Origin of the sequence: Acidaminococcus hominis (assembly GCF_022484025.1) — a bacterium.
Classification (GTDB): Bacteria; Bacillota; Negativicutes; order Acidaminococcales; family Acidaminococcaceae; genus Acidaminococcus; species Acidaminococcus hominis.
In genome coordinates this window covers 2447205-2471307 of the sequence record NZ_JAKVMG010000001.1, presented here as the reverse complement: position 1 = coordinate 2471307, position 24103 = coordinate 2447205, and the positions used below count along the sequence as shown (strand labels likewise).

Sequence of the window (24103 nt, the reverse complement as noted above, 5' to 3'; positions counted from 1 at the left end):
TTTTACTGCCTCCACAGTTCCTTTTTACAGGGACTTTTGTTATTTCTTTTGCTCTGCCATTGTCTCATCGGTTACTTTGGCGATGAGAGCCTGGTCTTCGGCAGAATTCAGTTTCTGCTCCAGTACCCGGCCGGCAATTTCCGTGCTCAGCGCAATAATCTGTTCCCGCACATCCAGAAGGGCCTTTTTCTTTTCCAGTTCCACGGTTTCCCGGCCGGTAGCCAGGAGTTCTTCCCGCTCCTTCTGGGCAGCTGCCAGGGCTTCGTCATGGAGCTGCTGGGCCATGGTATTGGCCTGGGCCACAATGGCGTTGGCCTGCTGTTTGGCTTCCTTCAGCTGGTTGGCATAGGTTTCCTTCAGTTGTTCTGCCTGCTGCCGGGATTGTTCTGCCGAGTCCATATCCTTGACGATTTTGGTCCGGCGGTCATCCATGGTTTTCAGCAGCGGTTTGTAGGCAAACTTGGCCAAAATCCACAGGAGGATGATGAAGTTCACAATCTGCGCAATCAATGTATAGTTAATACTTACCATTCTTTACCGACACTTCCTTTCTCCCTATGGGGTTCAAAACGGCCCATTAATGGACAAAAGGATTGGCAAAAATCAGCACAATGGCAATAACGGAAGCAATGATAGGAATGGATTCAACCAGGCCGATACCAATCAGCATGTTTACCTGGAAGCTGCCGGCCTGTTCCGGCTGACGAGCCATGCATTCCAAAGCCTTGGAAGCTACCGTAGAGTCCCCGCGGCTAGCTGCCAGGGAAGCACCTACCCCAATCAAAGCTGCTCCCAGAATGGAAGCTACGATAATAAGCGTGTTGTTGTCAATCATGTTTATACACCCTTTCCAGCAAAATTTTTATTTTTCTTTTTCGTGATGCACTTGTTTAAAGATAGGCGCCAGGGCAATCACCGTCAGCATGGTGAAGATGAAAGCCTGCAGGAACCCGATGATCAAGCTGAACCCAATCCACAGGTTGGGCACAACCCAGGGAACCAGCTTGTAAAGCACTACCAGCAAAATTTCACCGGCAAGAATGTTGCCAAACAAACGAAGGGCCATGGTCAGCGGTTTGGACAATTCCTCGATCAAATTCAGGGGAAGCATCAAGGCAAAGGGGGAAACCAAATGCTTGAAATACTTCGGCCCCTGCTGGATGATACCAATAATATACGTTGCCACGGCAACTGTCAGAGACAAGCCCAAAGCCACGTTGATATCGTTGGTGGGAGAGGTCAGATGCACAAAAATGGAAGGCATCATGCCCAATTCGTTGCCAATAAAGATGTACAGGAACAAGGTAATCACAAACGGGGTTGAAATCCGTCGTCCCTCGATTCCCAGGTTGGCATCCATCAATTTATCCAGCCATTCAATAAACATCTCTACCAGGTTCTGAATCCCATAGGGTATCATTTGTACCCGCCGCGTGGCTGCAAAAACAATTGCTGCCACAATAAACATGGTAAGCCAGGACATGTAGAGCGTCTGCATGTTCAGTGTAATGCCGGGCAGCACTTCGGTAGTCCCGTACTCGATGACTCCCGAACTTGCAGCTTCTGCAATTCCCATACCGCAATCACTTCCTTTTTGTTTTGTAGATTTCTATATGGCAGACGGCCATGTGAACCAACAGGGTAACGTTGAAAAAGACAAAGCCCAGCAGCACCAGCGCCGTTTGACCCTGGAGCTTCAGGGACAGCAGCGTCAGGAACAGCAGATAAGCCAGGCGGGTAAACATCATACGCCGCATATACGCGGCAGCCCGCTCCGGCGTTTTCCGCATACCCCGGGCAATGCCCCAAAGGACCAGACCGCTGTCTCCCAAGCCGGCCAGAGCGCCCCACAGGGCACCGGCTATGGTGTGCCAGACCAAAGCACCCGCCAGGATTGCCACTAGAGCCAGCAGGCCCTGGCGGATCATAATCTGTCTCAACTGTAAATTCAGATTTTTTTGAGCGGCAGGGCTAATGCCCTGGGGTTCAAAAGTACCCAATTGTTTCGTGACCATCCTTCACCAGCTTATTTTTTCTCCGTGGTAAACTCCGGCATCAGTTCCACCGGATATCCATGGGTGTGAAGCAGGAAGGAAACAATCCGCTGGGAGGCTTTGCCGTCCCCATAGGGATTGACTGCTTCAGACATTTGTTTGTAGTATTTGGGATCTCCCAACAGGCGGCTGGTAGCCGCATATACATCTTCCTTCCCGGTGCCGATGAGTTTTACGGTACCGGCTGTAACGGCTTCCGGCCGTTCAGTGGTATTGCGTAGCACCAGCACAGGTTTGCCCAGTGCCGGGGCTTCTTCCTGAATGCCGCCGGAATCGGTGAGAACAATGTCCACCTCGGCCATCAGGTTTACAAAGGGTTCATAGTCCATGGGCTCAATCAGGTGTACCCGGTCCATTTTGCCCAGGACCTGTTCGGCCACTTCCCGCACCTTGGGATTCTTATGCATGGGGAAAATGGCTTCCGCTTCCGGGTGGTCCTTCAGTACTTCCTTCAGGGCCGTGTACACATGGCGCATGGGAGCACCCAGGTTCTCCCGGCGGTGGGTGGTCATCAGAATCAGCTTATGGTCGCTGCGGATGGCCTCCTCCAGTTTAGGATTATGGAGATCAAAGCCAGGACGCACCGTGGTCTTTAAGGCATCAATAACCGTGTTGCCGGTAACGTAGATGCCTTCCGGGCTGATGTTTTCCTTTAACAGGTTGCTCTTGGCGGTTTCCGTAGGAGCAAAGTGGTAGTCGGCAATGGCGCCGGTGAGCTTCCGGTTCATTTCCTCCGGGAAAGGAGAATATTTGTCGCCGGTGCGCAGGCCCGCTTCCACGTGGCCCACGGGAATCTGCTTATAGAAGGAAGCCAGCGCCCCCACAAAGGTGGTGGTGGTATCCCCATGGACCAGTACCAGGTCCGGTTTGGCTTCTTCCAGCACAGCCTTCAGGCCCATCAGGGCTTTGTCCGTTACGTCGTACAAAGTCTGTCCGGCCGTCATGATATTCAGATCATAGTCCGGCTTGATCTGGAACAGCTGCAGCACCTGATCCAGCATTTCCCGATGCTGGGCCGTAACGGCTACAATGGGTTCCAAATAATCCGGATACTTCTTCATTTCCAGTACCAGCGGACACATTTTAATAGCTTCCGGCCGTGTACCGAAAATCATCATGACTTTCAATTTGTTCATAACACTCGCGCCCCTTATATCAAGATCTATCCTGTAAGATACCTATTTTCTTTGCGCCGATGAAAATCACTGCCAGCAGGAATACCAGCAGGCCCACGGCATACATCCCTTCCATTTCCGTCAGCAGCACAGCCGTCAGGCACAGGCCGGCGCTGATCAAATACATAAAGATTACAGCCTGCCGCTGGCTAAAGCCCATGGCCAGCAGGCGATGGTGGATATGACCCTTGTCCGGGCTGAAAATGGGATGGCCATTTTTGTAGCGGCGGACAATGGCAAAGGCCGTGTCCATAATGGGCAGGCCCAAAGCAATGGCCGGTACCAGAAGGGCAACCGTAGCCGCGCTCTTTACCGCACCAAAAATGGAAATGGCCGCCAGCATATAGCCCAAAAACAGGCTCCCGGTATCCCCCATGAAAATGGTGGCCGGGTTGAAATTGTACCGGATAAAGCCGATGATGCCGCCGGCCAGGGCCGCCGTAAGAACAGCCACCGGATACATTCCCTGCTGCAGGGCAACCATGATTACCGTAACGGAGGCAATGGCGGAAACGCCGGCTGCCAGACCGTCCAGGCCATCAATCAGGTTCACCACATTGGTGAAGCTGACAATCCAAAATACCGTAAACGGTATGGATAAGTAGTTCAAATAAAAATAACCACCCCAAGGATTGTTCAGCCATTCAATCCGGACCCCGAAAAATACCGGTACCAGAGCTGCCACAATCTGCCCCAGGAGCTTAACTTTGGCGGCCAGCTGGAACATATCATCCAAGATGCCCACAAGAGCAATCACCGTGCCGCCCAGCAGGATGCCCACCACGTCCCGGGTGAGTTCCATACAGGTCAGCGCCGCCGCCATAAAGCCGATAAAAATGGCCAGGCCGCCCATTCTCGGCATAATCCGGTGGTGCACCTTACGGGCATTGGGACGGTCCACCGCCCCTACGCGGAATGCCAGTTTCTTTACAAAAGGAGTAAGCAGCCAGCTTAAAATCAACGAAATGGTCAACGCCAATAAATATGTTTTCACAAAGCAGCCTTTCTGCGGAACACCGCCTACAAATTTCTTCAGCTTATACAGGTTCATTATAGTACAGTTTGAACAAATCTACAATTTTTTCCCGGAGATTCCCCGGACAAATTTGTGATTTTTTGCGAAAATATTTTGTCAGTCCGCAGCTGTACCTGTTTCTATATTTACAGCTTCTTTCCTGGGTGTTACACTGAAGGAAGTTAACGGAGGTGCATGATGTCTGAACTTATCCAATTATTTCTTGTTTTTGCCCGTATTGGGGCGGTAACCTTTGGCGGCGGGTATGCCATGCTGCCCATTCTCCAGGCGGAAGTGGTGGAAAAATACCACTGGGCCACGGAAGCAGAGCTGGCAGACTACTTTGCCGTAGGCCAGTGCACTCCCGGGGTCATTGCCGTGAACACGGCAACTTTCATTGGGGATAAGCGCAGAGGACCCATCGGCGGCATTGTGGCTACCCTGGGGGTTGCCACTCCCTCGGTGATCATCATTACGGCCATTGCCGCATTCCTGTCCAACTTTGCAGACCTGTTGATTGTAAAAGATGCCTTTGCCGGCATCCGGATCTGCGTCTGTGTCCTGATTTTCAATGCCGTCTTCAAGCTGGCCAAAAGCGCCCTGGTGGACAAACTCACCGTTGGGCTATTTCTGGTCATTATGCTGGTGAACCTGTTCGTGGATATTTCCCCAGCTTATCTGGTAGTCCTGGCCGGGATTGTGGGCTTGGCTGCCAAGAAAGTGAGAGGTGAACTCTGATGCTGCTGCTTCGACTGTTCTATGAATTTGCCAAAATTGGCCTATTTGCCATTGGGGGCGGCATGGCCACCATTCCCTTTCTGACCAAACTGGCCTCCACCACCGGCTGGTTTACGGAAACGGATCTGCTGAATATGATTGCCGTATCCGAATCCACCCCCGGCCCCATCGGCGTCAACACCGCTACCTATGTGGGCTACCACATTGCCGGTTTCCAGGGTGCCTTGATTGCTACTTTGGGGCTTATTACCCCGTCCGTCATTGTCATCCTGATTATTTTCCAGTTTCTGAAAAAATTTGGCGACAGCAAATACGTGAAGGCCGTCATGTACGGGCTTCGGGCAGCTTCTGCGGGCCTGATTGCCGCGGCAGGTTTCCTGGTAGCCAAGGTCACCCTGTTCCATCCGGAAGCCTGGGGCACAGGAAACGTTATGGCCCTGTTTAACGGCCGGGCCCTTTTGGTAGCCCTGATTCTTGTGTACCTGACCCGGCGCTTTAAAAGCGTCCACCCCATTGCGTTCCTGGCAGCTTCTGCCGTGGTGGGCATTGTGTTCCATTTTTCGATGTAAGCGTTTTTCCTTCCGCCGATACCCCGGCGGAATTTTTTTGCCTATTTTTGCTGGACTTTGCCGGCGGTTCTTTCTTTTGCCTTGACCTCAGCCACAAAATTCTGGACATACTCAATGAATTTTTTAAGGGCTGGGGACGCATCCCGGTAGGAAGGCAGGGCAATGCCCAGTTCCAATTTTTCCCCGGTGGTAAAGGGCAGCACCTTGACCCTGCCCTGCCAGCGGGAAGAGCTGAGCTCATTGTCCATGGAAACGCCCAGCCCCGCTTCCACCAGGCACCAGCAGGTGTACATATCGCTGGTGGTAAATCGCACATCCGGCTGGATATGGTACTTCTTGAAAAAAGCCTCGATGGTGGTTCCCTGGTGGGGAAAGGGTTCAATAAAGGGCAGCTGGGCAATCTCCTCAGGGGAAATGGCTGCCTGCCGGGCCTGGGGAAAGCTTTCGGGAATCCAGGCCACATAGCGGTCGCTGTAGAGAGGCAGCCATTCCCCACTGTAATTCTGGGGCCGGCTGAACAAAACGCAGCTCAGCCGCCGCTCCTGCAAGCCTTCCAAAAGCCGGCTGTTGCCAGCCTCCTGGACGTGGATCCGGATGCCCGGATAATCCCGCTGGAATTTTTGGAGGATGGTGGGCAGCCAGCGGGCAGCAATGCTGTAGTAGCTGCCTACAAACAATTCCCCCTGCTCCAGCCCCCGGATGGCAGCGCAGTACTCATTTAACCGGCCCTGCCAATGCAACAGCTCCCGAAACACCGGCAGCAGCTCCTCCCCTTCGTGGGTAAAGCCCACCCCCTGGGGCCCCCGGGTCAGTACGGGAAATCCCAGATCTTTTTCCAGCCCGTCCAATAGCCGGGTCAGCCCGGAAGGGGAATAGCCCAGCTCCTGGGCGGCTGCCGTAATGCTGCCCAGTTCCACCGCCTTCAGCAGGGCTTTATATTTATTGGTTTCCATGATTCCATCTCCCTTTAGGAAGCAGCTCATTATGCGGATTCCACACAATTATATTGTATAAGTTGCGTTTTACACAATACCTTTTTGGATTTATAATAGAGAAAATTTAAGGAAAAGAAGGAATGTTCCATGAGTACCCGAGCTGCGAAAATTTTGCTGGCTTTTGTTATCCTGACCCGGAGCTGTGCCTTTATTTTTTCCAAAATCTCCTTACAGGAACTGGCCCCCTTCATGGTGCTGGGCATTCGCTTTACCATTTCCTGTCTGATCCTGTCCCTGATCTTCTGCCGTCACCTGTACCGGGAACTGAAAGCGGATTCTCAGCTGCTGCCCAAAAGCTTTCTTCTGGGACTGACCCTGTTCTTTGTTATGGGCTGTGAAATGATGAGCCTGCGGACTTCCGCCGTGCACATGGTGGCCTTTTTGGAAAATACGGCCCTGGCCTTTGTCCCCATCCTGAACGCCATCATCTACCGGCGGCTGCCGGACCGGCACATCGTCATTGGAGTTCTGGCCATCCTTACCGGCGTAGGCTTCCTGACCCTGGGCGGCGCCTCCCTGAGCTTTGCCGCAGGGGACCTGTTCGCCATTGGTTCCGGGCTGTTTTACGGGGCCTACATTGTGGCCACGGGGATTACCGTGGAACACAGCGATGCCTTCTCCCTGGGCATCCTACAAATGGGCATGATGGGTCTGCTCAGCCTGGGGGCTGCCGCCTTCCAGGGTGTAGTAGCCCTTCCCACCCACACCCCCACCCTGCTGAGCCTGACCGTGCTGATTCTGATGTGCAGCTGCTTTGGCTTTACCTTCCAGCCAGTGGCCCAGCAGTACGTACCCAGCGACGAAGCCGGTATGTTCTGCGCCATCACTCCCCTGTCCGCCTCCATTCTGGGCACCCTGGTGTTCCAGGAAACCTTTGGTACCAACGGCTTTATCGGAGCAGCCTGCATTCTGGCGGGAATGCTCTACGTAAACTGGCCCCGGAAAGAAAAAACGCTGCAGGTCTCGGAAGCCCACAGCTAAAAACAGGCATAAAAAAATCGGAAGCTCCCAGGCTTCCGATTTTTTTATGCTCCGAAACGCCTTTTCCGGCGCATCCGCTAGGACTAACAAATATGACTAAAAATATACTGCAAGGCCTCTTTGGCTTGGGCATACCTTTCCTTACTGCCGCTGAGGATGACGCTGTTTTCACTGGAGCGTTCTGCGTTGTCGCTGCCCACACTTAAGGGGCTGTTGGCTGTCTCAAACTCGATATAGCCGCTTAGCACTGTGGATTCCAGCTTGGCCTGGATAGCCACAATGGACCGGAAGGGAATCACCTTGAAATTGTTGTCCCCCAGGTTCCACAGTCCGCCGCCGGTCTTGTCGATGACCACGGCATTTTGGTGCACATACAAATTGGCGCCCCGGCAGTCCACCGCATACAATTCTTCTCCCAGAAATTCCCGTACCGGGCTGGGCCGCATGGCTTCGTCCTTACCGGCACCCTTTAACGCATCAAATAATCCCACGATAGCTCTCCCTTTCTCTGCCAGCCGGGCGCAGGGTTTCCGCCCCGGCCCGTCCGTTCTCTAGTATGTTTTCTAGTATACCATAGGACAGCCGTGCTTTGGAACACGCTCCCTACTCCAGCGCCGGCCCACTGAACTTGCGCTCAATATACCGGAGCCGCAAGGTCAGAAACAGGGCGGAGAAAAAGATGCCCGTAATCAGCCCCAGCCAGTAGCCGTCCGGACCCAGGTGCACCCCGTGGTCCAAAAACAGCCCCGCCGGCAGGGAAATCAGCCAGTAGGCCGCCAGAGCCGAATAGAAGGTGGCCTTTACGTCCTTGTAGCCCCGGAGTACCCCCTGAATGGGGGCGGCGGTACTGTCACAGAACTGGAAGGCTACCGCAAAAATCAGGAAATGCTTGATGGGTCCAATGAGGCTGGGATCCGTGGTGTACAGGGCCGCAATCCAGTCCCGGCCCAAAAGCAGCACAGCGGCGAAAAAGGCTCCGGTCATCAGATTGGCCAGCCGGCCCGTGGAGGCGTACTTTTTGGCTAGCCGAAAGTCCGCCGCCCCCACATACGCCCCCACCAAAATGGTGAGCGCCAGGGAAAAGCTCAAAGGAATCATGTACAGCATACTGCAAAAGCTCATAGCGGCTTGGTTGGCAGCTACAGCGATGGTGCCAAAGCGGGCCACAAACAAACATTCCACCCCGAAAATACTGGTTTCCAGGAAGATTCCCACGCCCATGGGAAGTCCCACCCGGAGGTGTTCCCGCAAATGGGCAAAGGAAAAACCGGAAGGATCAAAAATCCGGTAGCCGGCAAACACTTTCAGGCGTTTTAACACCACCACAAAGCATAAAAGCAGGATCCAGCAGGAAATGGAGGTCCCCACCCCGGCGCCGGGTCCGCCCAGGGCCGGGGCTCCCAGCTTGCCAAAGATAAAGATATAGTTCATGGCGGCGTTGATGGGCACCGTCAAAAGAAACAGCCGCATGGTCACCTGGGTATAGCCCATGCTGTCTACAAAACAGCGGAGCATATTGGAGGCAAAAAGGGGCAGAACGCTGAAAGCGGAAAAACCCAGGTAGCGGTAGGCCACCCGGTATACTTCCGGGGTCAGGTTCATGGTGCCCAAAATGGACGGCAAAAAGAGAATCCCCGCGGTAATGACCAGCACCGTCAGGAGGCAGGACAGCACCAGCCCACTGAACACAGCTCCGGCAATGCTTTTGTTCTCCCCGGCCCCCCGGTAGTTGGCCACAATGGGGGTCAGGGCCTGCTGGATGCCGTTTAAACCGGTAAACAGGGGCATCCAGATATTGGCGCCAATGGCCACGCCGGCCAGTTCATTGGTGCCCGCGTGACCGCTCATGACCGTGTCAAACAAACTGAGCCCCTGGATGGCCATCTGGGTAATCAGGATGGGCACCATAACGCTCATGATGCGCCGTAACCGGGAAGTAAAGGTTCCTTCCCTGCTGCTGTTTTCCACGCAAACACCTCCTTGGTAAAAATAAGCAGAAAGGGCAACAGCCTCCGTCTGGAACCTGCCAGGTACAAGAAAGAGGGTGCGCAGCCTGCACACCCTCCCGGGGACGTATCCCCCAGCCTGCGGGCCGCCAACGGCGGGGCCTGCTGCCCTTTTATTTAGGTTGAAATTCAATATGCCGATTGATGTAGTTGTACATAATGTAGTTGGCAAGGGCATCTTTGGCTTCCGTATCCGGATGCTCCTCGTCCAAGGTGGCAATGATGTAATCATCGGCTGCATAGTAGTAGGCCTTGCCTCCAAAGTATCCCAAACCATAGGGATGAGCTGCGGTCGTCAGCAGATCCCGGCCCATGAATTCCTTGGGCACCTGCTGGCCTTCCAGGGTCAGCAGGGTAGGTGCCAAATCTTCCTGGCTGGCATACATGGTTTCGTCCAGCTGGAAGAGCGGCGCCAAATTTTTGGAGATAAAGAGCAAGGGAATGGGAGCTACACTCTGCTTATCCTGGGGATTATCCACCAGGGTCTTGTATTCACCCCCGGAATGGGGGTTGTGGTCCGCCGTAACGATAAACAGGGTCCGGTCATCCATCAGTCCTTCCGCATCTGCTTCCGCAAAGAAGTGCTGCAAGGTCTTGTCCACCCAGTACATGCCGCAGACCGTGGCCGTTCCCTGATCCCGTACGGATTCCGGCATTTCTGCATAGCTGTAGCCGTAATAGGGATAGGGCTGATGCATATCCAGGGTCTTGCAGACCAGCAGCAGCTTGTCGTTTTTGTGCTCATTCAAGATCCGCAGGGCGGCATCGTACATCACATCATTGTGAAAGCCCCAGCCGCTAGCACCCTTGTAGCCCATACCGGCAATGTCTTCCTTGGCCAGGTAATGTTCCATGCCAAATTGGGCCGGATACTCCCGGTACTCATTGTTGTAGTACCGGCTGGAGGCGCTGAGGAAATAGCCGGTGTAGCCCGCCCCCTGCATAGAGCGGTACAGGGACGGCTGGTTTTCTCCCGGCAGGTCCCCATCGTAGATCAGCTGGGAGCGGAAGGTGGCATTCAGGCCCTGGGTGGTAGGCACCGCCGAGGAGTAGTAATGGTCCACCTTGGGATACCGTTTCAGCAGGGAGTCCAGGTATGGAGTGGTTTCCGCCGGAATATTGGAATTGTAGTAATGAATGTAGTCCCGGTGCACGGATTCCAAAATCAGCAGCACCACCCGGTCGTAGGCCGGCTGCTGCCGGGGCACCGCTTCCGGTTTGGGATAGATGCCCAGCTTGGACAGGGCTTCCTTATCCTGGTCCGTCAAGGTCCGTTCCGTATACTTCCAGGGCTCCTTGACCACCTTATCCGTCTTGAACAGGGCCTTGCCCACAAAGTTCACGTTAATGGGATAAGCAATGCTGTTGCGGGTAGGTTTCCGGGTCTTTTCCAGGTCCACCTCGATATCCAGGCCGCTGACGCTGTCAATGGCCTTGTAGGTGCCTTCCGCCAAAAGCGCATAGGCCACATTCAGGCCCATGGCAAACATCACCAGGCACAGCAGGGACCAGGGCAGGTTGGGCTTTTTCCGTTTGGGATGCACCACCCGGAAAAGGGGAATAAAGGCCAGCAGCACCACTGCGATTACGGCCAGCTGCCAGGGTGCTGTGGTTTCCAGAATGCCCTTGGCCGCATACCAGTTCAGGTTCTCAAACAGCACGCTTTCCACGTGCATGGAGGTATTCCAGAAGTAAATGGCGTCCCCCAGCATAATGATGCAGGTGAAATAGTACGCCAGGAAATACAGGGCCTTCATAGGGCGGTTGGGCCAGTGGTGGTACAGCATGGCGCACAGCAGTACCAGGACAATATTGTTGAACAGCCCGGTAATTACGGAAAGGACGGTCATAAAGCCCGTATCCATTTCCAGGTAGGTGACCATAAACACCGCATCCAGCAGATACAGAATGCCCACCACTACCACCGGAAAATACCGGAGGGTTCTGTCCTTGATTCTCCGCCGCTCCCGGTACAGGAACAGGGCCACCCCCATAAGCAGCAGGTCCCGGAGGAAGCCATTCAGGGCATGGTACCAGCATTCTGCCCAGGGAAAGGGGCGAATGTCCTGGACCAGGGTCCAGTTGTAGACGAATTCAATTGCCAAAAAAAGGAGTACGATCAGTCCCCCAAGAGATATTTTTTTCACAGTAGCCGCTCCTTACGAAATAAATTGGAGTGCTTTGGGAAGCAGCGAAATGGACAACGGCGACGTGACCACCGCGTCTCCGTCCAGCTCTGCGGCAAACTGCTTCACGTTGCAGCGAATTTCTACCCGGGACGCCGGGTAGATTTCCACGCTTTTGTCCAGGCTCAGCATATCGGCTGCAATCAGGGCCGTATAGCGCAGGAAATCCACGCACCGGTCCTTGGTAAACAGGCACACGTGGAGCACAGGATTGGACAGGGAGCCCCCATTCACCAGGGAGAACCGGCCGGCATAGTAGCGGCTTTTGGTAACAATGGCGGAGCTGGCCTCGTGCCAAACCCCATCATCATCAATCATTACCTGGAAGCGGTACTTCCAGTTATGAAGGAGCATTTCGCTGCCCACCACCTTGCCGCTCTGGCGCACATAGGCCAGCGTAGACAGATATTTCTTTTCCTTGGGGGTCACCTTATCCACCACCAGGGAGTCCACCCCAATCCCGGCCACGGTCAGGAAAATCCTGTCGTTGGCCCGGCCCAGGCAGACCGGGGTGGTAAAGCCCTTGGAAACCTGGAACATCCAGTTGTTCACGTCGGTGCGCTGCTGGAGCTCTTTGGCCACCAGGTTCACAGTGCCTGCCGGATAGATACTGACATAGGGCCAGTAATCCGCATCCACACAAACTTCCACCAAAGCCCGCAGGGTCCCGTCCCCGCCGGCCACAATCACCCACTCCACCTTTTCTTCGCAGATCCGCCGGCCCACTTCCTGGGTGGCGGCAAAAGTAGAGACCTGGACGTATTCGAACCGATCCGGTCCGTACAGCTGCAGCAGCTGCTTGGCCATCTTATCCACGTTTTTGTGGATGCCGCTGAAAAAGGTCTGTTTTCCGGCACTATAATTGTGCACCAGCAGCACCTTGTGAAATGCATCGATGTCTACGATTTGACGAAGCATGGCAAACTTACTCCTTTAGTAAATCCATTTTTTCCTGGAACAATAGTTCCAAACTGTCACAAGGGCAGAGGCTGCAATTTTGGACGGCATTACGCTGTAGCCCAGGGCTCCAACGAAAATTCGCATCAGCAGCACATTCAGTACCAATCCCATGGTGGAAACCAGCAGCACCAGGGAAAACTCTTTGGATTTGCTGTACCGGACACCACTGGTAAAAACCCAGATATTGGTGGCCAGGTAGTGGCAGACTGTGGAACAGAAATAGGCCAGGGCTGTGGCCAGAAGATAATTCCAGCCCCAGACCTGACTAAACAGGTAAACCAGCGCCCATTCAAACAGGGCCGCAGTGCCGCCGATCATCAGGTAGCACAAAATCCGGACTTTTTCGTTATCCGATTTATGCAGTTCCATAGGCTCAGTGCCCCGCCAGCTGGTACAGCAGCAGCAGGACAACCCCGGGGACGCCGAAGAAACCGGCTACCAGGGCGGAAACCACATCAATATGCAGCGTTACGCCCACCAGGGAGCCTACCATATTGAAAATCCACAACAGCACCATGCCGCAGAAGCCGTTCCACAAAAGCTTCAGGGACAGGGAAAACATATTGATGACAATAAAGAGCACAACCAGCGCCGCAGCGCCTACAGCCCAAACTTCCATGGTATTTCACCTTTCATAACTCACGCCGGTTTTCCAGCGCTTTATACAGGGTCAGTTCGTCCGCATATTCCAGGTCCCCGCCTACCGGCAGACCATGAGCAATCCGGCTGACCTTCACCCCGGTGGGACGGATCAATCCGGCCAAATAATTGGCCGTTGCTTCCCCTTCCACATCGGAATTGGTGGCCAGGATCACTTCCTTGATTTTTCCGTCCTGGAGACGGCGGAGCAGTTCCCGGATTTTCAGCCGGTCCGGCCCAATACCATCCAGGGGGGACAGGACTCCGTGGAGCACGTGATACAGGCCCTGGTAGCCCCGGGTCCGTTCCATGGCAGCTACATCCTGGGGCTGTTCCACCACGCACACCAGGCTTTGGTCCCGCTTGGCGTCCTGGCAGATTTCGCACAGGTCCCCTTCGCACAAATCAAAGCACTGCCGGCACAGATGGACGTGCTTCTTCGCATCCAAAAGGGCCTGGGCCAGAGCCTCTACATCCTCCTGCTTCATGTCCAGCACATGGTAGGACAGCCGCAGGGCGGACTTGGACCCGATGCCCGGCAGCTTCCGCAGCTGTTCGTACAGCCGGGCCATGGGTTTTACCATTCGCATGATTTTGCCTTAAAACATGCCGGGCAGTTTCATGCCGCCGGTAACCTTGCCCAATTCCTTTTCGGTCATGTCGTCCACCATTTTCATGGCTTCGTTGACAGCCGTCACAATCAGGTCCTGGAGCATTTCTACGTCTTCCGGATCCACTGCGTCCGGGGACAGGGTCAGGCTTACCAGGTTCTTGTTGCCGTTGACCACGACCTTTACGGCTTCACCGCCGGAAGTGGCTTCTACGGTGCGCTCCTTCAGCTCTTCCTGGAGCTTGCTCATTTCGCTCTGCATTTTTTGTACTTTCTTCAGCATGCCCTGCATGTTGTTCATACCCATTCCGCCTTTAAACATTGGTTCATTCCTCCTGAAATTGTGTTATGGTTCTTCTTTATATACCTTACCGCCAAATACCGAAAGCGCCTTTTTTACGCCCGGAGGCAATTCCTCCGGTTCCGCCGGCTTTTCCTTGGCGGCTGGCTGCTCATTTACGGCCGGGGCCGGAGCTGCTGCCTGAGGCGCAGGCTCCGGGGCTGCCTGGGGAGCGGCCTTGGGCGCAACCGGAGCTGCGGGCTGGGGAGGCGTTTGGGGCGCCGCCCAGCGGGCCGGTTCCGGAGGCAAACCTCCAGCCTGGAGCACCACGGCTAGCCCAATGGGCTGTCCCGTGCGCTCCTTTAAAATATCCGTCATTAGATTGTGCAGATCCGGGGTTTCAAAGCGCTCTTTCAGGCTTTCCGAATCCACTACCAAAGTCAGCACCTGGTTGGCAAAAGAGCCCACCTGGGCCATTTTGGCGTATACCAAAAACGCCCGTTTCCGGCGCTGCTTTAGCCCCTGTATCACAGTCTGCCATAGTTCTTCCCCTTGTGCAACCCCTTCTCGTGACAGAGGTGTGACATTTGCGGCAGCAGCTGCTGGCGCAGCCGTAGGAACCACTGGCGCACTAGGCACCACCGGAGCTGCCGGGGGCTTGGGCTCTGCCTTGGGGAAAACGGCCGGTTCCGGCGTCCAGGCTGGCACCGCCGGTGCGTCAGGTACACTGGCAGTTTTAGGCGTAAAGGCCGGCGCTGCCGGCGAAGCAAAAGCCGGGGCTGCCGGAAGCGCACTGCCGCCTAAGGGTGCCGCTGCCGGAGCCGTAAAGCCGCCGGCGGTCAGGGCCGCCACCTGTTCTTCCAGGCTGCGGATCCGGGCTTCCAAAGCCGCTTCTGACGACCCCTGGTGCTTACACAGGTCATACAGGCAAAGCTCCCCCACGATTTTCTTGCGCAGGGACCGCTTGCATTCGGCCGCTGCCTGGTGCAGCTTTTCTTCGCTGGCCATCAGCTGGGGCCGGCTGAACAAGGGGGCCAGCCGGGCCAGTTCCGTTTCCTCATCGGTTACGTAAATATCCTGATAGGCCGGGTCCACCTGATACAGCAGGAGAGCCCGGAAATATTCCATCAGCTCCGCCAAAATCTGCTCTAGCTCCTTGCCCTGCTCCAAAAGAGCGTTCAGGGTAGCCAAAGCGCCGGCCAAATCCTGTTTGCCGATCTGCTCGGTCAGAAGCCGGATTTTTTCCCGGCCGGCGGAGCCAATCATCTGGCGCACCGCTTCGGCCGTAATGGGACTGGCCATGACGCTGCACTGGTCCAAAAGACTGAGTGCGTCCCGCATGCCCCCATCCGCCTGGATGGCAATCAGCCGCAGGGCTTCCTTTTCCGCCTGAATATGGCTGCCTTCCGCCACCTTTTCCAGATGCTCGGCAATCTCTGGCACCGTTACCCGGTGAAAATCGTACCGCTGGCACCGGGACAGGATGGTGGCCGGAATCTTCTGGGGCTCCGTGGTGGCCAATATGAACACCACGTGCTCCGGCGGTTCCTCCAAGGTCTTCAGCAGCGCATTGAAGGCATCGGTGGTAATCATATGGACTTCGTCGATGATATAGACTTTATAACGGCAGGCTGCCGGGGCAAAAAACACCTGATCCCGGAGCTTTTTCATTTCTTCAATGCCCCGGTTGGAGGCCCCGTCGATTTCAATGACATCGGGGGCTGTGCCTTCGGTAATTTCCCGGCACAGGGTGCATTCGTTGCAGGGGTGGGCTGTGGGGCCGTGCTCACAGTTCAGGGCCTTGGCCAAAATCCGGGCCGTACTGGTCTTCCCTGACCCTCTGGGCCCTGTAAACAGATACGCATGGGAAATTCTTCCCGATTCCAGGGCGTTGGAAAGGGCCGTTTTGATATGCGCCTGCCCCACCAGATCCTCGAAGGTCTGCGGCCGCCAGGTGCGATACAGAGCAACGTATGCCATACTTCCCATCCTTTCTGTTCTATCTGAACAATGTGCTTTAGCTATTATACCTTTTTTCCCTAAAAAAATTCAACTAAAATGTTGACAAGTGAGCGCAAATTGGTTATACTGTACCTCGTGGTTGTCTTCAAGACTACTGCAAACAATTGAATAGCTTTATCTAAGCAATTCAACCTGGAGAGTTGTCCGAGCGGTTGAAGGAGCACGCCTGGAAAGCGTGTATACGGGAAACCGTATCGAGGGTTCGAATCCCTCACTCTCCGCCATTTTGTCTGTCAGCCGCGTCAAGCGGCTTTTATTTTTCCGGCGGACTGCAGCGGCGGGTCCTGCGCAATGGAGTCCTGTGAACCTTGTCAGGTCCGGAAGGAAGCAGCAATAAGCAGATCCCTTCATGTGCCGCAGGGGTGCCTGTTGCTGCAGCCCGCCGGGAAAATAAAAAGAGCCTGTGAACTTCGGTTTGCAGGCTTTTTTTGTTGCCGCTCCCCCACTTCAGCCTGAGTTAATCAAAAACGCTTTCCCGCCAAACCTGCGAGAAAGCGTTTTTTATTTCTTAGTATTGGGCCAGCACCTTGCCCGGATTCAAAACATCCTTGGGATCCAGGGCTTTTTTGATGGTCTGCATCATGTACAATTCCCCAGGATCTGCCAGGGAAGCCAGCTGCTTCACCTTCTTGGCGCCGATGCCGTGTTCGCCGCTGAGTTTGCCGCCCATGGCGTAAATATAGGGATAGGCTTCTGCATGGAAATCATGAAGGGCCTTTTCCCAGGCTTCATCTGTCATATTCCCCTTCAGAATGGAGAAATGCAGATTCCCGTCCCCGGCATGGGCCAGGGTAAATACCTGGAAGGGATAGGATTCCGCTACCTTGGACAGTTCGTTGATGGTCTGGGCAATCTTGTCCAGGGGCACCACAAAATCGTCGCTGGTCATTACCTTGCTCAGTACCCGGACGCTTTCCAAACAATTCTTCCGCACCGTCCAAACCCGGTCGTCGGCAATCATCACATCGTCGGCGCCGTTTTCCCGGCACAGTTCATCCAGCTTTTCCAGCTTCTTTTCCAGTTCGTCCTCATCAAAGGTTTCCAGGGTAAGAATCACATAGGAGCCGTCCTCGTAATGGGCCAGCCGGATTTTGGAATAATCGCTGGCAGACCTTACGAAACCATTGTCCATAAATTCCACGCTGGTGGGATTTAGGCCTGCCTTCAGTAAAATGGGTACCAGGCTGACAGCCTTTTCCTGGTCGGTAAATACCGCCAGTACGTCCGCCTTATACGGTGCCAGGGGCAATAGCTTCAGGGTTGCCTTGGTAATGATGCCCAGGGTGCCTTCGCTGCCGATCACCAGCTGGTCCAGGCAGTAGCCGGTGCTGTTTTTCTTGCTCCGGGTGCCCAGGTTGGCGATTTCGCCGTTGGGCAGCACCACTTCGATGGCGTGGACCTGGTTCCGGGTGGTGCCGTAGCGTACGGCCTTGTCGCCCCCGGCATTGGTGGCCAGGTTGCCCCCAATCAGGCAGCTGTCGGCGCTGCAGGGATCTCCTGCGTAGAACAGGCCTACGGCCCGGGCTGCTTCCTGGACCTTCACCGTGGGAACCCCGGCCTGGGCAATCAGGTACATCCCGTCCGCGTCCACTTTTTCAATCTTGTCCAGCCGTTCCAGCAGCAGTACCAGCCCGCCGCACACGGCAATAGCTCCGTCGGAAACACTGGTGCCCCCGCTCCGGGGCGTAACCGGGAAACCGTACTGGTTGGCCAGCTTCATAATGGCTGCCACCTGCTCCGTAGTTTCCGGAGCCACCACCGCTTCAGGGGTCCGGAACAGCCGGGGATCCGTTTCCTCATCGGTTTTATACTGCTCCAGATGGTCCGGATCCGTCCATACATACTTTTCGCCCACCAGGGCGTTTAATTTTTCAAGCACTTCTTGGGTAATTGGATTGTAGTTTTCCATGCTGCTTTGCTGCCTTTCTGCTTACTGTCCTGCGCCTTCCTGCTTTCCTACGCCAGCCACTTCTCAGAAATGGTTGTTCACATAATGGCGGATGGTATAGTGGTACGTATATTTCCGGGGAATCCGGGTGCTCAGTAAGCATAGCACCTCATACCCGATGGTCCCACACCAATCCGCTACCTGATCCAGGGAAATGGCGCCATCCCCAAAGATCACGGCTTCATCCCCTGCGTGCACATTGGGCACGTGGGTTACATCCACCATGAACTGATCCATGCAGATCCGTCCAATAATGGGTGCCTTATACCCCCGGATGCTCACATAGCCCTTATTGGACAGCTTCCGGGAAACCCCGTCCGCATAGCCCAGGGGCAGGGTGGCAATCAGGGTAGGTTCCTTGGTTTCGTAGGTGCAGCCGTAGCTGACCTTTTCCCCGGCGGGAACCTGCTTTACAAAGACCACTTCGGCCTTGAGGCTCATCACCGGCCGAATGTCCAGGCACTGCTTCACTTCCTTGGAAGGCCACCAGCCGTAAAGGGTAATGCCCTGCCGCACCATATTGAATTCCGTGCCGGGCATTTCCGTAATGCCGGCGCTGTTATCCAAATGGATCAGGGGAATCTCAATGCCCCGAGCCTTGATGCTTTCCACGGCCTGGTTAAACAAGGCAACCTGATGCTGGGCGTAATCCTTGTTGGTTTCATCAGCAGTGGCAAAATGGGAGAACAGGCCTTCCAGCTCCACATGGGGCAGATGGCTGATGGCTTCGGCCAAATCCGCCGCTTCCGATGGACGGCAGCCAATCCGGTTCATCCCCGTATCCACGGCCAAATGGACCTTCACCGTCTTATTTTCCTGCAAGGCCATGGCCGAAAGGGCCTGGGCCGTTGTCAGGTCGTACACCGTTTGGGTAATCTGATAATCCACAATGGCTTTTTCGTGTTCCGGGGTCATGGTGCCCAGAATCAGGATGGGGGCCATAATCCCCGCTTCCCGCAGTTCCACGGCTTCCTGGGTCATGGAAACCGCCAGGTAATTGACGCCGGCGGCCAATGCTGCCGTAGCAACAGGCACAGCTCCGTGGCCATAGGCATCGGCCTTGACCACTGCACAGATTTTTGTTCCCGGTTTCAATACCTTCCGGGTCACCTGCACGTTATGGGCAATTGCGGATAAATCCACTTCCGCCCAGACATTTCTTACTCTCATTTGGACGCCACCGTTCTCCTAAAATTGGCGGTCACGGAATCTGCCGTGGACCAGCCAGAATCCAGCGGGCAGGTGCTTGCATACAAAACACGTCCCTGCACTGTTATCCTTTATCATAGCAAAGTCTTTGGGCAGGTTCAAGTTTTTTCCATCTCCGGCTTCCGTCAAAAAGTGTGCTGTTCTGGCAGGGCCTTTTGTCCATTGTGCGCAGCTTGTGCGCACAATTCCCCCCAAAATGCCAAAAACCGGAAACTCTCCCTTCCCTGCAAAAGCCAAACAGCCGCAGACAGCCTGGCTTGCAGGAAAAAAGAATTTCCGGTCTTACGTAACAAATATTGGCGGATGGGGTGGGATTCGAACCCACGATACCTTGCGGTATACTTGATTTCGAGTCAAGCACCTTCGACCACTCGGACACCCATCCGTGAGTTCTCATTATAACACAATTGTTAGAAAGAAAACAAATCTAAAATTCTTGAATTACTGCACCCCTATTCGGACCGCCGGGCCCGGAAAAACTCCTGGAGTACCTGAAGGCACTCCTCTTCCCGGACGCCGGCGGTAACCTGGGTGCCTACGCTGAGGGAAGGCTGCCCAGGAAAATTAAACAGGGAGCCGCAGCAGCCCGCTGCACTATCGTAGGCCCCGTACACCACCCGGCCGATTCTGGCGTTCCAGATGGCTCCGGCGCACATGGGACAGGGTTCCAGGGTCACGTACAGCACGGCGTCCGGCAGCCGCCAGCGGCCCAGCTTGCTGCAAGCCGCCTGGATTACCCGCAGCTCTGCATGGGCCGTGGCATCGGGCAGCTGTTCCCGTCTGTTGTGGTCCCGGGCAATGACCGCCCCGTCCACAACCAGCACCGCCCCTACGGGGATTTCCCCCTCCCGGGCCGCCTGCCGGGCTTCTTCCAGAGCCAGGTCCATATAGTACAGATCTTCCTTTGCGGCTAGTGCTTCCATGGAATGTCCTTTCTTCTCCAAGGGCCTCTTACTCTTTCCGGGTAAGTTTGGTCAAATCATAGGGCGTATCCTGGTACACCCGGTTCAGCCAGTTCAGGTAGAACAGGTGGGCATAGCTGCACCACTTGAAGCAGGGTTGCTGGCTACTGTCGTTGTCCGGATAATAGAAGGCCGGCAGGGCAGGATTCAGGCCCTTATTCTTATCCCTGATGTATTCATCCTGGAGGGAATTCCGTTCGTATTCAAAATGCCCCATAACGAAAATATGGCGCATATCGTGGCTGCAGCAGATATTGATGCCGTTTTCCACGCTGCGGCTGAGCACATCCAGTTTGTCAGAAGCATCTACCGCCTGGTCATCCACGGAGGTGTACCGGGATTGGGGAATAAAGTACCGGTCGTCAAAGCCCCGGAGCAGCGGATGGTTGCGCACCGTCAGGCCGTAAGGATAAATGCCGCAGATTTTCTGGGGCAGCATCCGTTTGGCAACCCCATAGTAATAGTACAGGCCGGCCTGTGCGCCCCAACAGTAATGGAGCACGGAGTAGGCATGGTCCCGGGCCCATTCAAAATACTCCACCACTTCCGGCCAGTATTCCACTTCCTCAAACTCCAGCTTTTCTACAGGAGCCCCGGTGACAATGAAGCCATCGTAGTATTTGTCCTTGATATCGTTAAATTCCAGGTAGCAGCTTTCCAGGTAGGAATTGTCCGTATGGGTGCCCACCCGGCTTACCGGCCGGCAGAAGTCCACTTCCAGCTGCAGGGGGGAATTACCCAAAAGGCGCAGCAGCTGTAATTCCGTAGGTTTCTTTAAGGGCATCAGGTTGAGAATCAGAATACGCAAAGGACGGATATCCTGGGTTGCAGCCCGATCGCTATCTATGGTAACAATTTCTTCCTCTTCCAGTTTGGCTTTTGCCGACAGATGACTCGCAATTTTAATTGGCATAATTTCCACTCCTTTTCTGCAATAAAAAAAGCCTCCGCCCCCTGCAGGGACGAAAGCATCGTGGTACCACCCAGCTTCGCTTGGCCAGGCCAAGCCTCTCGAGTACGTGACTTGGTCGGATACTCCAGTGCTGTAATGGGCACACCCAGACGGCTTACTGCACTTCAGCCATCAGCTCCAAGGCCATGTTCTCCTCTTTGCCCGCTCTTCCTCTCACCAAAACAGAAGCTCTCTGTGCCGCAGCGCCGAAGGTACTCTTCTTTTCATCGCTCATGTCATATGAAATTGCTTACAATTTACCACAGAATGGTTTTCCCGTCAAGTGGTTTACCCGCCTTGCTTTCTTTCCGGAGCCGTTGTATACTGGAGAAAAGAAACGTTGTTAAAACAACGAAAAGGAGGAGCTATGGATACTGCATTTCTAAGCAAAACCGCCCTGTTCAAAAACGTTCCGCCCCAGGAAATCCTTTGCCGGATGAACTGCCTGGGCGGGGTAGAACGTTCCTATAAAAAAGGCACCTATATCCACTACGCCGGAGATATTGTCCACACCGTCAGCATGGTGCTTACCGGCCGGGTGATTATCGAAACCGACGATGTCTGGGGCAACCGGACCCTTCTCGGCCAGGCGGAACCCGGCTCCTTGTTTGCGGAAGCCTACGCCTGCGTGGAAAACGAGCCGCTTTTGATCAACGTGCTGGCAGAGGAAGACACCACCGTGCTGATGATGGACCTGAGCAAGGTCATGCGCACCTGCTCCCACAGCTGCCCCCAGCACACCCAGATTATCGAAAACCTGCTGCACATCTTGGCCCGGAAAAACCTGGCCCTGTCCCGGCGGATTCTCCACACCTCGTCCAAGTCCATCCGGGGACGGGTCATTGCCTACCTATCCTTCTTGGCCGCCAAGCAGAAAAAAGACAGGATCACCGTGCCCTTTAACCGACAGCAGATGGCGGATTATCTCAGCGTGGACCGAAGCGCGTTAAGCAGCGAGCTCAGCAAAATGAAAAAGGAAGGCATCCTGGATTACCATAAGGAAGAATTCCATCTGTTAAAGGATGCGGAGTAGGTGGCGGCCATGACCAAAATACCCACAGAACCTGTCATCGAAACCCATCCCTTTCCGCCCTTTCTGCCGCCCCAGGCCCGGGTACTGGTGCTGGGCACCTTTCCCCCGGCTGCCGGCAAGCGGGCCATGGACTTCTATTATCCCAACTTCCAAAACGATATGTGGCGGATTATGGGACTGATTTTCTTCCAGAACCCGGATTATTTCCGCAAAGGGGAAGCAAAGGCCTTTGACCCCCAAAAAATCCAGCAGGAACTGTCCCGGCTGGGCATCGCCCTGGGCCCCACCGTGCTCCGGGCCATCCGGGAAAAGGGCAACGCCAGCGACAAATTTCTCCAGGTAGTAGAACCGGCGGACCTAAAGGCTATGCTGCACCAGCTGCCCCAGTGCCAGGCCCTGGCCACCACCGGGGAAAAAGCCACGGAACTAGTGCTGGCCCAGTGCGAAAATCCCCCGGCCCTGCCCAAATCGGGAGCCAGCGTACCCATTACCTTGGGCGGCCGGCACTACACCCTGTCCCGCCTTCCCTCCACTTCCCGGGCCTACCCCCTGAAGCTGGAGAAGAAGGCCGCAGCCTACCAGGATTTTTTCAAGGCCTTTGGCCTGCTGTAACAGAAAAACAAAGCTCCCTTCCCAGGTGTTTGGCGCACCTTGGAAGGGAGCTTTGTTTTCTCTATTTTTCGATATTCACCACTACGATTTCCGGCATGGGGCCCGTCCGTACCGGAATGCCCCACAGGCCGTAGCCGCTGGAAACGGTGGCCAGCAGCTGGTCCACCTTTTGGCTGCCGTAATCCAGGAAGTACATTTTTTTCGTAATCAGGCGATTGGGGAACAGCTGGCCTGCATGGGTATGGCCGGCAAAATACAGGTTGTACCCCGCCTTGGCCGCTTCCTCAATATGCCGGGGCTCATGCTCCAGAAAAATATTGAACTTGCCGGGAGCCGGAGCAAACTGCACCCGTCTGTCCCCAAACAGGTAATCGTCCAGGCCGGTCAGGGACAGTTGGGGATTTACCTCCTGGTTTTCATCCACCAGGAAATGAATGCCGTCCTGCTCCAGCATTTTCCGTTCCAGGGGACCCGTACCCATCCGCCGGTCGTGATTGCCGTACACGGCGTATACCCCATCCCGGCTTTGGAGATTTTTCAGGGCATCCAGGGTGCCTTCCTTTTGCACAAGCAGTAGATTCCCGTCCACCATATCCCCACCCAGGAGCACCAGGTCGGGTTTTAGGCTATTGATCCGCTGCACCATACGGTCTGCATCAGCCCGGCCAAACAAACCGCCGTAATGCAGGTCGGACACAAAGACCACCTTGTAGGGTGCGGAAAGGGCCAAATCCGTATGGTAGGTTTCCTCCCGGACCACCGGATGGGTGGCCCGCCAGCAGCCAACCACTACAACCACCAGGTTCAGGGCAAACAGCAGCCGGGCTGCCATAGGCGCTGCCTTGGGAAAATGGCCAACCCAGCCCACCAGCCAAACCAGCAAAAATACCAAAAGGGTCAGGATGGAATAGTACCAAAAGCCCGCCCACAGGCCGCTGAGCCAGGCCAGAAACCGGGTAATGCTCCGGGGCAGCAGATTCAGGTACACATTGCTAAACACAAAAAGCAGCGGCATTACGAGAAAAATCAGCGCCGTCCACCAGGGCCGGAGGAAGGACAGCCCGGTCCGGTACATACTCCATACCGCTGCCGAGCCGCCCAGGCCCAGCACCAATACGGTGAGAAAAAATCGATTCATTTTTTGCCTTCTTTCTAGA

The 24103-nt window shown here is 55.0% G+C and carries 26 protein-coding genes, 2 tRNA genes, 1 other RNA gene and 1 other annotated feature; of the genes, 7 read left to right on the top strand and 22 right to left on the bottom strand.

Translation table 11 applies throughout. The annotated features are described in order from the left end of the window. Positions 1-39: 39 nt before the first annotated feature. The 6 genes from atpF to LKE88_RS11165 are packed head-to-tail and all read right to left on the bottom strand — an operon-like array spanning position 40 to position 4223. A complete protein-coding gene (gene atpF / locus LKE88_RS11190) occupies positions 40-531 on the bottom strand; it encodes a F0F1 ATP synthase subunit B (RefSeq protein ID WP_105326947.1) in 492 nt (163 codons plus the stop codon). Between the two features lie 46 nt (positions 532-577). Continuing rightward, positions 578-835, bottom strand: a complete 258-nt coding sequence (gene atpE / locus LKE88_RS11185; RefSeq protein ID WP_105326946.1) for an ATP synthase F0 subunit C — start codon at positions 833-835, stop codon at positions 578-580. Positions 836-862: 27 nt separating this feature from the next. Further along, positions 863-1576 carry a F0F1 ATP synthase subunit A gene (gene atpB, locus LKE88_RS11180; RefSeq protein WP_105326945.1) on the bottom strand — a complete coding sequence of 238 codons (714 nt, stop codon included), beginning with the start codon at positions 1574-1576 and terminating at the stop codon, positions 863-865. Positions 1577-1583: 7 nt separating this feature from the next. Next, the gene (locus LKE88_RS11175) at positions 1584-2015 is read right to left on the bottom strand and encodes a hypothetical protein (protein WP_146109057.1); all 432 of its coding nucleotides are present in this window, start codon (positions 2013-2015) and stop codon (positions 1584-1586) included. An 11-nt stretch (positions 2016-2026) separates the two neighbouring features. Next, on the bottom strand, positions 2027-3190 hold the full coding sequence (wecB, locus tag LKE88_RS11170; protein WP_118286881.1) for a non-hydrolyzing UDP-N-acetylglucosamine 2-epimerase: 1164 nt from the start codon (positions 3188-3190) through the stop codon (positions 2027-2029). A gap of 19 nt (positions 3191-3209) precedes the next feature. Then, positions 3210-4223 (bottom strand): glycosyltransferase family 4 protein, encoded by a 1014-nt coding sequence (locus LKE88_RS11165; RefSeq protein WP_105327435.1) that lies wholly within the window; start codon positions 4221-4223, stop codon positions 3210-3212. Between the two features lie 219 nt (positions 4224-4442). Here LKE88_RS11165 and LKE88_RS11160 point away from each other — a divergent pair, with 219 nt between their 5' ends. Together LKE88_RS11160 and LKE88_RS11155 are read left to right on the top strand one after the other, a co-directional pair. After that, positions 4443-4982: a chromate transporter gene (locus LKE88_RS11160; protein ID WP_105327434.1), complete on the top strand. Its 540-nt coding sequence runs from the start codon at positions 4443-4445 to the stop codon at positions 4980-4982. Beyond that, positions 4982-5551 (top strand): chromate transporter, encoded by a 570-nt coding sequence (locus LKE88_RS11155; protein WP_231086082.1) that lies wholly within the window; start codon positions 4982-4984, stop codon positions 5549-5551. The genes LKE88_RS11160 and LKE88_RS11155 overlap by 1 nt, the downstream gene beginning before the upstream one ends. Before the next feature lie 41 nt (positions 5552-5592). On the opposite strand, the gene LKE88_RS11150 is transcribed toward LKE88_RS11155, so the two are convergent. Continuing rightward, positions 5593-6504: a LysR family transcriptional regulator gene (locus LKE88_RS11150; protein WP_158572324.1), complete on the bottom strand. Its 912-nt coding sequence runs from the start codon at positions 6502-6504 to the stop codon at positions 5593-5595. A 129-nt stretch (positions 6505-6633) separates the two neighbouring features. Between LKE88_RS11150 and LKE88_RS11145 the strand changes: the two genes are divergently transcribed. Next, the gene (locus LKE88_RS11145) at positions 6634-7527 is read left to right on the top strand and encodes a DMT family transporter (RefSeq protein ID WP_105326940.1); all 894 of its coding nucleotides are present in this window, start codon (positions 6634-6636) and stop codon (positions 7525-7527) included. An 83-nt stretch (positions 7528-7610) separates the two neighbouring features. On the opposite strand, the gene LKE88_RS11140 is transcribed toward LKE88_RS11145, so the two are convergent. From LKE88_RS11140 to dnaX, 9 genes are all read right to left on the bottom strand, one after another. Next, positions 7611-8018: a hypothetical protein gene (locus LKE88_RS11140; protein WP_231086083.1), complete on the bottom strand. Its 408-nt coding sequence runs from the start codon at positions 8016-8018 to the stop codon at positions 7611-7613. 112 nt (positions 8019-8130) lie between these two features. Then, positions 8131-9495: an MATE family efflux transporter gene (locus LKE88_RS11135; RefSeq protein WP_231086084.1), complete on the bottom strand. Its 1365-nt coding sequence runs from the start codon at positions 9493-9495 to the stop codon at positions 8131-8133. A 151-nt stretch (positions 9496-9646) separates the two neighbouring features. Further along, complete coding sequence (locus LKE88_RS11130) at positions 9647-11638, bottom strand: LTA synthase family protein (protein ID WP_233547554.1); 1992 nt, start codon at positions 11636-11638, stop codon at positions 9647-9649. 54 nt (positions 11639-11692) lie between these two features. Then, entirely contained in the window at positions 11693-12637 is a 945-nt protein-coding gene (locus LKE88_RS11125; RefSeq protein ID WP_105326938.1) for a diacylglycerol/lipid kinase family protein, read from the bottom strand. A gap of 15 nt (positions 12638-12652) precedes the next feature. Next, entirely contained in the window at positions 12653-13048 is a 396-nt protein-coding gene (locus LKE88_RS11120) for a GtrA family protein (RefSeq protein WP_105326937.1), read from the bottom strand. Between the two features lie 4 nt (positions 13049-13052). After that, complete coding sequence (locus tag LKE88_RS11115; RefSeq protein ID WP_105326936.1) at positions 13053-13298, bottom strand: pro-sigmaK processing inhibitor BofA family protein; 246 nt, start codon at positions 13296-13298, stop codon at positions 13053-13055. A gap of 13 nt (positions 13299-13311) precedes the next feature. Beyond that, positions 13312-13908 carry a recombination mediator RecR gene (recR, locus tag LKE88_RS11110; RefSeq protein ID WP_105326935.1) on the bottom strand — a complete coding sequence of 199 codons (597 nt, stop codon included), beginning with the start codon at positions 13906-13908 and terminating at the stop codon, positions 13312-13314. Positions 13909-13917: 9 nt separating this feature from the next. After that, complete coding sequence (locus tag LKE88_RS11105; RefSeq protein ID WP_105326934.1) at positions 13918-14250, bottom strand: YbaB/EbfC family nucleoid-associated protein; 333 nt, start codon at positions 14248-14250, stop codon at positions 13918-13920. A 24-nt stretch (positions 14251-14274) separates the two neighbouring features. After that, positions 14275-16188 carry a DNA polymerase III subunit gamma/tau gene (dnaX, locus tag LKE88_RS11100; RefSeq protein WP_105326933.1) on the bottom strand — a complete coding sequence of 638 codons (1914 nt, stop codon included), beginning with the start codon at positions 16186-16188 and terminating at the stop codon, positions 14275-14277. A gap of 176 nt (positions 16189-16364) precedes the next feature. Here dnaX and LKE88_RS11095 point away from each other — a divergent pair. Continuing rightward, positions 16365-16454 (top strand) — tRNA-Ser (locus LKE88_RS11095). 51 nt (positions 16455-16505) lie between these two features. Further along, an RNA gene (gene ffs, locus LKE88_RS11090) (signal recognition particle sRNA small type) lies at positions 16506-16605 on the top strand. Positions 16606-16738: 133 nt separating this feature from the next. On the opposite strand, the gene LKE88_RS11085 is transcribed toward ffs, so the two are convergent. From LKE88_RS11085 to LKE88_RS11065, 5 genes are all read right to left on the bottom strand, one after another. After that, a complete protein-coding gene (locus tag LKE88_RS11085; protein WP_105326932.1) occupies positions 16739-18139 on the bottom strand; it encodes an FAD-binding oxidoreductase in 1401 nt (466 codons plus the stop codon). Between the two features lie 63 nt (positions 18140-18202). After that, entirely contained in the window at positions 18203-19348 is a 1146-nt protein-coding gene (gene alr / locus LKE88_RS11080) for an alanine racemase (RefSeq protein ID WP_105326931.1), read from the bottom strand. 336 nt (positions 19349-19684) lie between these two features. Then, positions 19685-19772 (bottom strand) — tRNA-Ser (locus tag LKE88_RS11075). 67 nt (positions 19773-19839) lie between these two features. Further along, a complete protein-coding gene (locus LKE88_RS11070; protein WP_118286880.1) occupies positions 19840-20310 on the bottom strand; it encodes a nucleoside deaminase in 471 nt (156 codons plus the stop codon). Between the two features lie 28 nt (positions 20311-20338). After that, on the bottom strand, positions 20339-21262 hold the full coding sequence (locus LKE88_RS11065) for a homoserine O-succinyltransferase (protein ID WP_105326929.1): 924 nt from the start codon (positions 21260-21262) through the stop codon (positions 20339-20341). Between the two features lie 42 nt (positions 21263-21304). Continuing rightward, positions 21305-21538, bottom strand: a binding site (T-box leader). A gap of 130 nt (positions 21539-21668) precedes the next feature. Here LKE88_RS11065 and LKE88_RS11060 point away from each other — a divergent pair. Together LKE88_RS11060 and LKE88_RS11055 are read left to right on the top strand one after the other, a co-directional pair. Beyond that, on the top strand, positions 21669-22334 hold the full coding sequence (locus tag LKE88_RS11060; RefSeq protein ID WP_105326928.1) for a Crp/Fnr family transcriptional regulator: 666 nt from the start codon (positions 21669-21671) through the stop codon (positions 22332-22334). A 9-nt stretch (positions 22335-22343) separates the two neighbouring features. Next, a complete protein-coding gene (locus LKE88_RS11055) occupies positions 22344-22946 on the top strand; it encodes a uracil-DNA glycosylase family protein (protein ID WP_105327431.1) in 603 nt (200 codons plus the stop codon). A gap of 61 nt (positions 22947-23007) precedes the next feature. On the opposite strand, the gene LKE88_RS11050 is transcribed toward LKE88_RS11055, so the two are convergent. Then, a complete protein-coding gene (locus LKE88_RS11050) occupies positions 23008-24084 on the bottom strand; it encodes a metallophosphoesterase (RefSeq protein ID WP_105326927.1) in 1077 nt (358 codons plus the stop codon). Positions 24085-24103 lie beyond the last annotated feature (19 nt).

Coding starts and splice junctions, on each gene's coding strand:
- atpF (WP_105326947.1), bottom strand. CDS start 531: ATGGTAAGTATTAACTATACATTGATTGCGCAGATTGTGAACTTCATC.
- atpE (WP_105326946.1), bottom strand. CDS start 835: ATGATTGACAACAACACGCTTATTATCGTAGCTTCCATTCTGGGAGCA.
- atpB (WP_105326945.1), bottom strand. CDS start 1,576: ATGGGAATTGCAGAAGCTGCAAGTTCGGGAGTCATCGAGTACGGGACT.
- LKE88_RS11175 (WP_146109057.1), bottom strand. CDS start 2,015: ATGGTCACGAAACAATTGGGTACTTTTGAACCCCAGGGCATTAGCCCT.
- wecB (WP_118286881.1), bottom strand. CDS start 3,190: ATGAACAAATTGAAAGTCATGATGATTTTCGGTACACGGCCGGAAGCT.
- LKE88_RS11160 (WP_105327434.1), top strand. CDS start 4,443: ATGTCTGAACTTATCCAATTATTTCTTGTTTTTGCCCGTATTGGGGCG.
- LKE88_RS11155 (WP_231086082.1), top strand. CDS start 4,982: ATGCTGCTGCTTCGACTGTTCTATGAATTTGCCAAAATTGGCCTATTT.
- LKE88_RS11150 (WP_158572324.1), bottom strand. CDS start 6,504: ATGGAAACCAATAAATATAAAGCCCTGCTGAAGGCGGTGGAACTGGGC.
- LKE88_RS11145 (WP_105326940.1), top strand. CDS start 6,634: ATGAGTACCCGAGCTGCGAAAATTTTGCTGGCTTTTGTTATCCTGACC.
- LKE88_RS11125 (WP_105326938.1), bottom strand. CDS start 12,637: ATGCTTCGTCAAATCGTAGACATCGATGCATTTCACAAGGTGCTGCTG.
- LKE88_RS11120 (WP_105326937.1), bottom strand. CDS start 13,048: ATGGAACTGCATAAATCGGATAACGAAAAAGTCCGGATTTTGTGCTAC.
- LKE88_RS11115 (WP_105326936.1), bottom strand. CDS start 13,298: ATGGAAGTTTGGGCTGTAGGCGCTGCGGCGCTGGTTGTGCTCTTTATT.
- recR (WP_105326935.1), bottom strand. CDS start 13,908: ATGCGAATGGTAAAACCCATGGCCCGGCTGTACGAACAGCTGCGGAAG.
- LKE88_RS11105 (WP_105326934.1), bottom strand. CDS start 14,250: ATGTTTAAAGGCGGAATGGGTATGAACAACATGCAGGGCATGCTGAAG.
- dnaX (WP_105326933.1), bottom strand. CDS start 16,188: ATGGCATACGTTGCTCTGTATCGCACCTGGCGGCCGCAGACCTTCGAG.
- LKE88_RS11085 (WP_105326932.1), bottom strand. CDS start 18,139: ATGGAAAACTACAATCCAATTACCCAAGAAGTGCTTGAAAAATTAAAC.
- alr (WP_105326931.1), bottom strand. CDS start 19,348: ATGAGAGTAAGAAATGTCTGGGCGGAAGTGGATTTATCCGCAATTGCC.
- LKE88_RS11070 (WP_118286880.1), bottom strand. CDS start 20,310: ATGGAAGCACTAGCCGCAAAGGAAGATCTGTACTATATGGACCTGGCT.
- LKE88_RS11065 (WP_105326929.1), bottom strand. CDS start 21,262: ATGCCAATTAAAATTGCGAGTCATCTGTCGGCAAAAGCCAAACTGGAA.
- LKE88_RS11060 (WP_105326928.1), top strand. CDS start 21,669: ATGGATACTGCATTTCTAAGCAAAACCGCCCTGTTCAAAAACGTTCCG.
- LKE88_RS11055 (WP_105327431.1), top strand. CDS start 22,344: ATGACCAAAATACCCACAGAACCTGTCATCGAAACCCATCCCTTTCCG.
- LKE88_RS11050 (WP_105326927.1), bottom strand. CDS start 24,084: ATGAATCGATTTTTTCTCACCGTATTGGTGCTGGGCCTGGGCGGCTCG.